The following is a 12,543-nucleotide window of genomic DNA, read 5'->3' on the forward strand; positions in this document are numbered from 1 at the left end:
CTCAGGCCCCCAAGGTTGCGACCAGAACGGCCTTGATCGTGTGCATCCGGTTTTCCGCCTGATCAAAGACGATCGAGGCGGGACTTTCGAAAACCTCTTCGGTGACCTCCATCGCATCGAGACCGAACGTTTCCTTGATGTCCGTGCCCACCGAAGTGTCCGTGTTGTGAAAGGCCGGCAGGCAATGCATGAAACAGGCACGCGCGTTGCCGGTCTTGGCCATCACCTCAGCCGTCACCTGATAGGGTTTGAGCAATGCGATACGCTCGGCCCATTTCTCCTTGGGCTCCCCCATCGACACCCAGACATCGGTGTAGATGAAATCGACGCCTTTGACGGCGGCGTCCACGTCCTCCGTGATGGTCAGGCGGGCACCGGTGTCTATTGCAATCGCCTTGGCCGCATCGATGATCTCCTGCACCGGCCAGCACGCTTTCGGGGCACAAAGGCGCACGTCCATCCCCATCTTTGCCCCGCCAATCAGAAGGCTGTCGCCCATGTTGTTTCCGGCATCGCCCAGAAACGCATAGGCCACTTGGTGCAGCGGCTTTTCGACGTGTTCCTGCATGGTCAGGAAATCGGCGAGGATTTGTGTCGGGTGGAATTCGTCCGTCAGGCCATTATAGACCGGCACACCCGAGAATTCGGCAAGCTGCCGGGCGACCTCTTGGCCAAAGCCGCGATATTCGATGGCGTCATAGATCCGCCCCAACACCCGCGCGGTGTCCTTGACGGATTCCTTGTGCCCGATATGCGTGCCGGTCGGTCCCAGATAGGTCACGCGCGCGCCCTGATCATAGGCCGCAACTTCGAACCCCACCCGCGTGCGTGTGCTGTCCTTTTCAAAGATCAGCGCAATATCCTTGCCTTGCAGTGTCGGCTGTTCGGTTCCGGCGTATTTCGCTACCTTCAGGTCCGCTGCCAGCTTCAGCAGAAAGGCGATTTCGCGCGGTGTGAAATCGCGGAGGGTCAAAAAATGCCGGTTCTTGAGATTGAAAGCCATTGTCGTTTCCTTTTCAGATCACACCGCATCACGAATGGTCGGGCAACTCATGCAATGACCGCCGCCGCGCCCGCGCCCAAGTTCGGCGCCGGGGATGGCCAGCACCTCGATCCCGGTCGCTTTGAGCGCGGCGTTGGTGTCGTCATTGCGGTCATAGCCGATGACGACGCCGGGCCGCAGGGCCAGCACGTTGTTGCCATCATTCCATTGCTCACGCGCGCGTTCTTCTTCGGTGCTGCCACCGGTCGGAACAATCGTCAGGCGCCTATAGCCCAGCACCTCGGCCACGATCTCAAATATCGGGCGCGGGTCATGGCGAAATTGCAGCGGCGCTCGGCCCTCACCCGGACGGATATCATAACAGACAAGCTCGTCCGCAACCTCCTTGAATGTGGTCACGACATCACCGCCGCATAGGGTAAAGACCGTATCCAGATGCATCGCCGCGCGCGATTTCGGGATCGCAAAGGCCAGAACCCTCTGCGCTGCGCCCGTGTCAAACAGGGCCTCGGCCAATTGGCCCACCCCTTGCGGCGAAGACCGCTCGCCCATACCGACGAGCACCGTGCCATCACCAACGGGCATGATGTCGCCCCCTTCGACCGTGGCCAGCCCATGGTCAACGGTCGGATCGCCAAAGTGGATCGTCGTCTTGCCGGCGAATTTGGGGTGGAATTTGTAGATCGCTGTGTTCAACAACGTCTCGGGACGCCGCGCGGGCCAATACATCGGATTGACCGACACACCACCAAAGATCCACGCGGAATTGTCCCGTGTGAACAAGGCGTTTGGCAACGGTGGCAAAATGAACCCCTGCGCGCCAAGATAGCTGCCGAACAATCCCGATGGCTTGAATGGAAGATCGCCGGTGGCAAGGCCGCCCAGCAAATGCTCTGCCAATTGCGCACCCGGCAATTCGTCCATCCAGGCCCGCAGGTCTGGCAACATGCCGACACCGATCTGGTCCGGCACGATCCGGTGATCCAAAAGCCAATCGCGCCCTTCCGGGATGTCCAAGGTTTGCGCCAACAGGTCATTGACATCCAGAACCTCGACCCCCTCATCGCGCATGGTCTGCACAAAAACGTCATGGTCTTTCTGCGCTTGCTTGACCCAGAAAACATCGTCGAACAACAGGCTCTGACAATTGTCCGGCGTCAGGCGGCGATGCGCCAGACCCGGGCGGCAAACGACGACTTGCCGCAATCTGCCGGTTTCGGAATGAACGCCTAATGGATGATCTGTCATGGGGTTGGCTCCGTCATACAAGTGCAGAGATGCTAAGTGCGAGTGAGATGAAAACGGTCAGGATCAGAAGCAGCGGCCAGACAAACACAAGCCATCGATCATAAGAGACACGCCCGATGGCCAGACCACCGATCACAACCGCAAAGGTTGGATTGATCAGGTTCACCAGTCCGTTTGCGGATTGGTAAGCGGTGACCACAAGGCTCCGCGCCACGCCTGCAAAATCGGCAAGCGGTGCCAGGATCGGCATCGATAACACCGCCAAACCGGAAGAAGACGGCACGAAAAAGCTCATCCCGACCTCGATCCAGAACATCAGGTTGATGAAGGCCAGGTCCCCCAGACCGCCCAGAGACTGTTCGGCACCGTGTAAAATGGTATCTGCGATGAGGCCGTTTTCCATGATGACAACGATGGCACGGGCAAGTCCCACGACCAGCGCGACACCGAGAAGATCCCGCGCCCCGTCGACGAAGTTTCCGGTGATCTGTTTCTCACCCATCCGCGCGATCAGGCCGATGACAACGGCCGATCCAAGGAACAGCGCGCCCATGCGTGCCATCCACCAGCCTTGCGAGGAAACGCCCCAGATCATCACCGCAAATGTCACCCCGAAAATGACAAGAACGATGGACTGTGTTCCGGTCAGGCTGGACGCCTCAGACGCATCAGGACGATCTTTCAAAAAAATCGCACGGTGCGCGGCTGCATGTTTGGCAACGACGGAGCGCGCAGGATCTGCCTTCACCCGAGAGGCATATCGCATGACGTATGCGGCGCAAATGACGAGACCACCGATCAACAAAATGAACCGCAAGACAATCCCGTCGGTGAAGGGGATGCCCGCCGCATTGGCCGCGATAACCGTCGCGAAAGGGTTGATAGTAGAGCCCAAAACGCCGATGCCCGCCCCGATCAATATGATCGAAATACCGGTCACGGCGTCATATCCGGCAGCGATCATGATCGGGATTAGAATGGCATAGAAAGCCAGTGTTTCTTCGGCCATGCCATAGGTCGTGCCACCAAGCGCAAAGAGCGACATCAGAATTGGAATCATCCAAATCTCACGCCCCTTGAGCCTGCGCATGACGGCCCGGATCCCTGTGTCGATTGATCCGGTGGCATTGACGATTCCGAGGAACCCACCAAGAAAAAGAACGAACAGCGCGACATCAATGGCGTTCGCGGCATAGCTGTCCGGGTCATAAAACCCCGCCGTCGGCGCGAGCATGACGTCCCAGAAACCCTGAGGGTTCGGCGCGACCTCCTGATAGGTGCCCGCGACGGCGATTTCGCGCCCCACGTTGTTGTCCAGAACGCGGTCGTAACTGCCCGCCGGAATGATCCACGTCAGGGCCGCAACCAATATGATAAGCAGAAAAAGGATCGTGTAGGCCGTCGGAAAACGCGACTGCGTCTGCGCCTCCGGGTTTTCTGTCGCTGGTATGGTATCCGGCATGTGGATCTCCCTTCACTACAATTCACCCAAAGGCGTCAATTGCCCTCGGTGGCTCTGAAATCCTGTAAGAGACGTGCCACGGCACCGGGGTTGCAAGATTGACGTTCGTCAATGCGCGGACATGCATCGGTTTTCACAGCAACCGACAAACCACGCGGCGGCCTGCAAGGGCGCAAGACAACGGTCCGCCGCAAGGATCGCAGCGGCGTGCTGTTCTGCGTTGACTATGACGCAGAACAGAAGAAATTGAACGAAGCAGGCGTCCGGGAAACGCGCGACACCTCACCGAAAGCAATCGTGCAAACGATCCCCTATGGGACGGGATCAACGCGGGCGCCACGTGCTCGAAAACGGCTTACCTGCCCGCAACTCACACACTTGGCGCGGACAAACGGGAACGGAACCAACGGGCGGGCCAGCCGTCTTCGGTTACGATTTAGCAGTGGTTTGGGCAGGGGATTGCCGATCCGGCGCCCGCCGCAAGACGATAAAAATCTGCCCGATCACCAAGGGCCCCAAACTTGCGCCCACCGCCAACAGCAACCCCGCAGGGCCCGGATCGGGCAGCTTCAGGACCTCTGACAGACCGGGCAACCAAAGTGCCGCCGCGATCAGCACGAGGCAAAATAGAATAGCCCCCCAAACCCAAGGATTTCGTGTCACTTCGTTCACGAAAAGACGCGCGGCGGGCACCCGCACGTTGAACACATTCCACAGCTGCGCCAACGCCAGAGTCAAGAAGGCAACGGTGACGGCAGGGGCATCATCCAGCTTCAGCCAATGCAGCGCCAGCCAGAATGCAGCAAGCGTCGCGAGGGTGATCGCGCCGCCCAGAACGGCGATGGTCATCCAGCGGTGGCGGTCGATGATCTGCTCGTCCGGATCGCGCGGGGGTTGGCGCATGACGTTTTCATCGCCCGCGCCGAGCCCGAGGGCAAAGGCAGGAAAGACATCCGTCACGAGGTTCAGGAACAGAATTTGCAGCGGCAGCAAGGGCATCGGAAGCCCAGCGCCGACCGCCAGTCCAACAATCAGAACCTCGCTGACATTGCACGACATCAGATAGATGACAAATTTGCGGATATTGTCGAAGATCACGCGCCCCTGCCGCATGGCCGCAATGATCGTGCCAAAGGAATCGTCTTGCAGCACCATACGTGCGGCTTCGCGGGCGACCTCGGTGCCGCGCTGGCCCATCGCGATGCCGATATCGGCTTTTTTCAATGCCGGGGCATCGTTGACGCCATCACCGGTCATCGCCACGATGTGACCGCGGCTTTGATAAAGCGTGGCAAGGTGGAGTTTGGTTGCAGGAGCGACACGGGCAAAGACGTCAGCGGCAAGGATACGGTCACTCAGCGCGGGATCAGGCGTTTGAGGGTCGAAATCGGTGAGCTCATCCCCCTCGATCACTGTCAGGTGGCCCTCATCCGTGCCCAATCCGGCCTGACCTGCGATCGCAGCGGCGGTGTCGGCATGATCGCCGGTCATCATCACCACCCGGACGCCAGCGGCGCGGGCCGCGGCAATGGCCCCGACGACGTCGCTGCGCAACGGATCGCGCAAGCAAACGATCCCGACAAGCGTCAGTCCCGCGTAAGGATCCTCATCGTCACGATCTGTTTCCTTCATCGCCAAGGCCAGAAGACGCAACCCTTCGCCGGCCGCCTGTCTGCTGCGGTCCTCCCATTCATGGCGTGACGTGCTGTCCAAGTCCTGCACGCCCTGCGGGCCGAGAACATGGCTACAGTTGCCGATCACCGCCTCTGGCGCGCCCTTGATGGCATAGAAGAACCCTTCACCGTTGCGATGCACGCTTGCCATCATCTTGGTGTCTTGGTCGAAGGAGTATTCACTCACCTTTTCACAACCGGTCAATAGCGTTTCGCGCCCCTGTCCAGCCTGCTGCGCAACCCGTAGCAACGCCAGTTCCATTGGATCGCCCGACGGCGGCTCGTCCCCCTGCCCCAATGACGCGCCGTTACAAAGCGCCCCGATCCGCAGCAAGGGTTCAAGGCGGACCTCCTGTTCGAGATCCACCCTGCGCCCATCGCGTTCGAAGTGCACAGCCTCTCCTTCACGGTCCAGATTTAGCCGCGCGTCCGCAACAAGGTACCCCGCAACCGTCATACGGTTTTCCGTCAAAGTGCCGGTCTTGTCGGTCAAAATCACCGTGGTCGCGCCCAAGGTTTCCACAGACGACAGGTTCGAGATGATTGCATTGCGCGCCGCCATGCGCCACATGCCCCGCGCCAAGCTTAGGGTGGCCACCACCGGCAGGCCTTCGGGGACGGCCGCAACGGCCAGTGCCACGCCGGTTTGAAGCATGGCAGCCACCTCATGACCACGAAGAATGCCCGCGCCGATGACCAAGGCGGCCAGCGCCAGCGTCAGCCAAACCAGCCGATGCCCCAAACGATCAAGACGTTTTTCCAGCGGCGAGGCGGCGGAATCGGCGGTCTGCACCAGATGACTGATATGGCCGAGCTCGGTGGCCATCCCGGTGGCGGTCACAACACCGGTCGCCGCCCCCTGGGTGATGGCCGTGCCCTTGAAGGCCATGCAGGACCGGTCCCCGATTGCCGCCTTTGGTGAAACCACACCCGTCTGCTTGGGCACCGGAACCGATTCGCCGGTCAGCACGGATTCGTCGCATTGCAGGTTCGACGCCTCGATCAGCCGCAGATCTGCGGTCACCACATCCCCCGCATCCAACAGAACGACATCGCCCGGCACCAGATCATGCGCGTCAATGTGCTGCGCGCGTCCGCCGCGCCTGACGCGCGTGGTGACCGAGGCGATGTCGAGAAGCGCCTCCATCGAACGGGCCGCACGCAGTTCCGTGACAAAACCGATCACGGCATTGATCGCCAGAACCACAACAATCGCAATGCCTTCGGCAATATCATGAAAATAGAACGACAACCCCGCCGCAAACGCCAACAGCCAAACGATCACGCCTTTGAACTGATGCGCAAGAATGGCAAAGGCGCTTTGTTTGGCATGGGCACGCAATTGGTTCGGACCATGGCGGTTGCGTCGTGCCACGACTTCGCTTTCATCCAGCCCGTATTCTGGATCCACCGCGAGCTCTTGGGTCACGATTTCAGCGTGTTTGGCAAACGCTTCGGTCTCATCGAGTTCTTTCATGCGGGCTTTCGCCTTTCTTCTGCGGCTCATGCGATCTTTTCTTCCAACAGGTCAGAAACTTTCAGTTTCTGACCCCACCCTTTCATCCACAGCAAACATCTTTCGAGCCCTCCTTTCCGGATATACCATTGGTTCACGGACAAAACCCATGGCCCGAGCGACCTTGGCACCGCTTTTGCCTCCAAGGCGGGGGAGTGTCGAAGCGCGCCGCCCCGACGGTTGCTTTTCCATCAACGGCCCGAAAAATTCTCCCGATGTTAGTCCGGGCAAAACCGGCGCACAATTCAACCGCCGCACATCCATGCACCGCCAGATCACCGGCAATGGTTCCGCACCAACGCAACCTGTCGCGCCAACCACGGTCCCTTCCGTACCCGACGCGAAAACTACATTTCGACTGGTTTCCAACCTCATCGTCGGCCTTGTCTTACCGGTCGGCACGCTTGCCTTCCTTTCGTTCATCCACATGACTGCGCGCAGGCCTGCGCCGATGCCGACACCAGCGGGCAAATGCCTTCGCGATGTTTCGCCGTTATTTCGGGATAACGCTTCATTTCCGCCTCCGCGCATATGCGATGAGGACAGTTTACCCGCATCGCGACGCCAGGATTGACATCCGTCAATCGGCCAACGCCGCCCCGTAAAACGCAGTCGCGCATGCAGTCAGAGAGAGCGCACGAGTGGATCTACCGGACTGTGGGCGCCTTTCCCAATGCCGTCCACGCGTGCGGGCATTCGAAACAAACAGCCGGTTTCAACAGCTCTAAGGCTAACCTCCCTTTCTCGGCAAACGGCGGTTGGGCGCTCTACTGGCTTCCGGCCATCGTTTGGCGAAACCGCATCAGCGAAATCGCAAAGAACACCGTACTCAGGATCGCCATCACCAGCATATCCGGCCAAACTGTGTCAAACCCCGCGCCGCGATATAGAATCGCTTGTGAAAAGGCGATAAAATGGGTCGAGGGCGACCCTTGCATGATCGCTTGCAGCCAGAACGGAATACTCTCAATCGGCGTCGTACTGCCGGATAACAGGTTCATGATCACCAGCACCGGCATCACCAAAAGCCCGAATTGCGGCATTGATGTCGTGAAGGTGGCCAACAAAATGCCGAGGCCTGTGACCGACACAAGATATAGAATTGTTCCGGCAACAAATAGCGGGATCGAACCGGCAATCGGCACCTGAAGCCACCCCTGCACCACGAGCCAAAGCGACAGGATCGCGCCGACGACAATCACCAGACCATTGGCACAGATCTTTGCCAACATAATCTCCGTCGCGTTCACCGGCATAACCAACAGGTGCTCAATCGTTCCATGTTCACGCTCTCGAATGAGCGCCGCCCCGGTCAGCAAGATGGCCAGAATGGTAATGTTGTTGATGATTTGCATCACAGAGTTGAACCAGATGGATTGCAGGTTCGGGTTAAAGTGGGCCGTGACCACAAGATCGATGGGCAGGTTGCTGGATGTGTCATCACCGGTCACAAAACGCTCGATCTCGGAGGCAATGATGGTTTGAAGGTAGACCGACCCATTGCCGGCCTGTGTCATCGCTGTCGCGTCGACATTCATCTGCAGCGATGGATGCGCCCCGGAAAGGACATCCGCCTCGAACCGCGGCGGGAAAGACAACACAAAAACGAACTCGCCCCGGTCCATGACCCCATCCACCTCTGAAAGCGCGATCCGTTGCGGTGCCTCGAATTCGGGGGGGAGGATGGCATCCACGATCCGCCCGGTCAAAGCCGATTGATCGAGATCGACATAGGCCACGGCGGCGTTGCCGATTTCGGTCTTTGCTCCGGTGGCAACGGCATAAATGGCGAAGCTGAACATGTAGAAGATCAGAAAAAGAAGAATCGGATCGGCGAACAGGCTGCGCAGCTCTTTGACGCCCAGTAGGTAGATGTTGATCAGCCAGCGCGACATTTCAATCTTCCTGCTTATTGAGCAAAAGGATGGCTGCCGTCACGAACACCGCCGCAAAGACGGTCAAAGCCACAAAATTCAACCAAAGCTCGGAAAAGCCAAGCTCTTTGGTGAATGTGCCGATGCTGATCTGTTGATACCAGGCCGCCGGAAACCCGCGCCCAACCAGACGCGCCCCGCCGGACAGGGATGAAACCGGAACCAGAAGGCCGGAGAAATTTACCGCCGGAATGATCGAAATCACAGCTGTTGCAAAGGTCGCGGCCACCTGTGTTTTTGTGAACGTCGAGACGAGAACACCAAACCCCGTGGTGGCCAGAACATAAATAAACGTCCCGAGAAAAAGTGCGGTCGCAGAGCCTTTGATCGGCACGTCAAACACAAAGTAGGACAACGCCAAAAGCGATAGGAAACTGATATAGGCAATGACCACATACGGCAGTTGCTTGCCCAACAGGAACTCTCCACGCGTGACGGGGGTGGAGCGGAAATTGGCGATTGCACCGGTTTCCTTTTCGCGCACCACACCCATGGCGGCCATCATCGACGGGATCAGCACCAGCATCATCATGATGACTGACGGCACCATTGCGTTTACGCTCTCAAAAGACTGATTGTAGCGAAACCGTGTTTCGATCCCCGCACCGGTGGTGTCGATCACTTCGCCATAGCTGCGCTCGACCTGATCTTGCATATACGACGCGACCAATCCCTGCAGGTAGCCGCGTGCGGTTTCAGCGCGAAACGGCATCGCCGCATCGAGCGCGACACGGACCTCAGGCACATCGCCGCCAAGCAATTCACGTCCAAATCCCGAAGGTATCTCAATTGCGATGGCGATCTCGCCGGCGCGCAAACGCGCGTCCAGCTCCTGCGCGCCAGAGGCGGGAGGGCGTTCCTCAAAGAAACGCGAGCCTGAGAAGGCCTGCAACAATGCGCGGCTTTCGGCGCTCTGGTCCTGATCGGCTGCGGCGTAAGGCAGGTTCTCGACATCGAAAGAGATCCCATAGCCGAAGGTCAACATCAAGATGATCGGTCCGAGAAGCGCAAAGGCAAGCCTGAGCGGGTCGCGCATGATTTCTGTTGTCTCCCGCCGTGCGAAGGCCCACATGCGCAGCGGATCGAACAGCACATCACCTTTGCCGGCCGCGCGCGGCGGCACGGCGGGAGCGGTGGACCCGGCGGCGGCATCCGTCTGCGGCTCCATGCCGGCGCCGTCTTTGGCCTCATCGTCGGCGTCGCGCAGGTGGCTGACAAAAGCATCATTCAGGTTTCCGGCGCCCGTTGCGGCAACGATCTCATCCGGTGCGCCGACGGTCAGAACACGGCCCGCGTGCATCAAGGAAATCCGGTCACACCGCTCAGCCTCGTTCATGAAGTGTGTGGAAACAAATATCGTCACGCCCTGCGCGCGCGAAAGCCCGATAAGAAGCCGCCAAAAGGCGTCGCGCGCAACAGGGTCAACCCCCGATGTCGGCTCGTCGAGGATCAACACCTCGGGGCGATGGATCACCGCGACCGCCAGCTGCAGGCGTTGGCGTATCCCCAACGGCAAACCATCGGGCCGATCATCGGCCTCCTCAAGCAGCTCGAACGTCTCCAGCATTTCGGACACCCGTTCCGCCCGCTCACTTTTGGGAATCCGGTAGAGTTCTGCGTGCAACTCAAGGTTTTGGCGCACGGTGAGTTCTGAATAGAGCGAAAAGGACTGAGACATATACCCGACGCGCTGACGGGTCTTCATATCGCTGGCGTCGAGATGTTCTCCAAACAACAGCGCCTCGCCGCTGCTCGCAGGCAGCAGGCCGGTCAACATCTTCATCGTGGTCGTCTTGCCGCAGCCGTTCGAACCGAGGAAACCGAATATTTCACCCTTGGCGATCTCGAAATCGACGCTGTCCACGGCAGTAAAATCACCGAACTTGCGCGTGAGCGATATTGCCTGCACCGCAGGGGCATCGCTTAAGGGCTCAAAGGGGGGAACAACGACGCCCTGCTGCTCGGGCCGGATGCCTTCCGGCAGCAGAGCAATAAAGGCACTGTCGAGGTTCTCTTGCCCCGTCTTCTCGCGCAGCTCTGCCGGCGTGCCGGTCGCCATGACCTTCCCGTCAGACATGGCAGCCAGCCAATCGAAACGCTCGGCCTCTTCCATGTAAGCGGTCGCGACGATGACACTCATCGTCGGGCGCTCGCGTCGAATCCGGTCGATCAAATCCCAAAACTGCTGACGTGATAACGGGTCGATCCCGGTTGTCGGCTCGTCAAGGATCAGCAAATCGGGATCGTGGATCAGGGCAGAACAGAGGGACAGTTTCTGCTTCATCCCCCCCGATAATTTTCCGGCGGGGCGATCAGGAAACGGATCAAGCCCCGTTGCCTCCAACAGATCGGCGATGCGTGCTTGGCGCTCCTCAAGGGGCTGCGCAAAGAGCCTGCCAAAAAAGTCGAGATTCTCGGCGACCGTCAGCGTTGGATAGAGATTCCGACCCAGCCCCTGTGGCATATAGGCGATGCGATGATTGCAGGTCTTGCGATGCTGCGGCGCGCTGATATCGCCATCCAAGACTTGCAAATTGCCCGACTGGAGCCGCCGCACCCCGGCAACCAGCGCCAAGAGTGTGGATTTTCCGACGCCATCCGGACCGATCAGACCCGCCATGCAGCCAGACGGGATCTGCAAGCTGACATCATCGAGCGCGGCAATCGGGCCATAAAGATGGGTGACGCCCGAAAGTTCGACAATCGGATCCGTGGTCATTGCGGCAGTCTGACGGCAAGCTCCGCCGGCCAATCAATGCCTGGGCTGACACGCACATAGCCCACCCCGGGAACGCCGGCGCGTGCGCGATCTTGGTATTGCGCCAATAGATCCGGCACGATGGTCAGGTTGACCCGGAACATAAGCTGCTCGCGCTCATCCCTTGTCTCGACAGAGCGCGGCGTGAATTGCGCGGTGCTGGCGACAAAGGTCACTTTGGCAGGAATTACATAGTCGGGGATAGCGTCAAGAATGATCCGCGCCTCATCGCCAACCGCCAGCCGTGCGGCGTCACGCGTTGGCAGAAAAATCGACATATACATCTGCGACAGGTTTGTGACCGTCGCAACACGCCCGCCCGCCCCCAGGATCTCTCCTTCCTGCGCAAGAACATATTGCACACGCCCATCGCGCGGGGCGGTCAACGTGGCATCATTGATCAACGCCTGCAATCTTTCGACAGAGGCCTCTGCCGCTGCAATCATTGCTTCTGCCAACGGTACGCCCGCCTCCGCCGCCGCAATAGCGGCCTCGGCCGTGTCCAGAACGGTGCGTTGACCATCCAGCCGCGCTTCGCTGGAAAATCCTTCAACAGCAAGTTGGGACACCCGTTCGAATTCGGCGCGCGCCGTTACAAGCTCGGATCTACGTTGGCGCAACAGCGCCTCTGCCTGAAGTTTCTGCTGCTGCGCCTGATGCACCGATGCCACCGCCGCGTGCAACTGGGCATCCAGCTCGATCGTGTCCATGCGTGCGATCACATCCCCGGCGTCGACCCAATCGCCTTCGTCGACGAGAACTTCGGTGATGCGGCCGGGAAGCCGGGTCGCGATCTCGATCCGTTCCGCCTCGATCCGCCCATTGGACGCGGCGATACCATCGGGGAGCGCTGATGTGACGGTGCTTTGCCACCAATAGATGCCCACTCCGGCGATGGCCAAACCCGCGATCACAAGCACTGTCCAAACCCATTTCATTCTATGTCACC

At 59.3% G+C, this 12,543-nt stretch carries 8 protein-coding genes; all 8 read right to left on the minus strand.

Features of this window, described 5'->3' with window-relative positions; translation table 11 throughout:
- Position 1: 1 nt before the first annotated feature.
- Positions 2–1,003, minus strand: coding sequence for an ornithine carbamoyltransferase (gene argF / locus DI396_RS10175; protein ID WP_110796116.1), 1,002 nt, complete (start codon positions 1,001–1,003; stop codon positions 2–4).
- Between the two features lie 18 nt (positions 1,004–1,021).
- Positions 1,022–2,251: an arginine deiminase gene (locus DI396_RS10180; RefSeq protein ID WP_110796117.1), complete on the minus strand. Its 1,230-nt coding sequence runs from the start codon at positions 2,249–2,251 to the stop codon at positions 1,022–1,024.
- Between the two features lie 13 nt (positions 2,252–2,264).
- Positions 2,265–3,713 (minus strand): YfcC family protein, encoded by a 1,449-nt coding sequence (locus DI396_RS10185; protein WP_110796118.1) that lies wholly within the window; start codon positions 3,711–3,713, stop codon positions 2,265–2,267.
- Between the two features lie 429 nt (positions 3,714–4,142).
- Entirely contained in the window at positions 4,143–6,863 is a 2,721-nt protein-coding gene (locus tag DI396_RS10190) for a cation-translocating P-type ATPase (protein ID WP_110796119.1), read from the minus strand.
- A 133-nt stretch (positions 6,864–6,996) separates the two neighbouring features.
- Complete coding sequence (locus DI396_RS16940) at positions 6,997–7,206, minus strand: DUF6506 family protein (RefSeq protein ID WP_407936308.1); 210 nt, start codon at positions 7,204–7,206, stop codon at positions 6,997–6,999.
- 463 nt (positions 7,207–7,669) lie between these two features.
- Positions 7,670–8,797, minus strand: coding sequence for an ABC transporter permease (locus DI396_RS10195; RefSeq protein WP_110796120.1), 1,128 nt, complete (start codon positions 8,795–8,797; stop codon positions 7,670–7,672).
- Between the two features lies 1 nt (position 8,798).
- The gene (gene rbbA, locus DI396_RS10200) at positions 8,799–11,555 is read right to left on the minus strand and encodes a ribosome-associated ATPase/putative transporter RbbA (protein ID WP_110796121.1); all 2,757 of its coding nucleotides are present in this window, start codon (positions 11,553–11,555) and stop codon (positions 8,799–8,801) included.
- Positions 11,552–12,532 (minus strand): HlyD family secretion protein, encoded by a 981-nt coding sequence (locus tag DI396_RS10205; RefSeq protein ID WP_110796122.1) that lies wholly within the window; start codon positions 12,530–12,532, stop codon positions 11,552–11,554. The genes rbbA and DI396_RS10205 overlap by 4 nt, the downstream gene beginning before the upstream one ends.
- Positions 12,533–12,543: the final 11 nt, after the last annotated feature.

It is taken from the genome of Litorivita pollutaquae (assembly GCF_003205515.1).
GTDB lineage: Bacteria > Pseudomonadota > Alphaproteobacteria > Rhodobacterales > Rhodobacteraceae > Litorivita > Litorivita pollutaquae.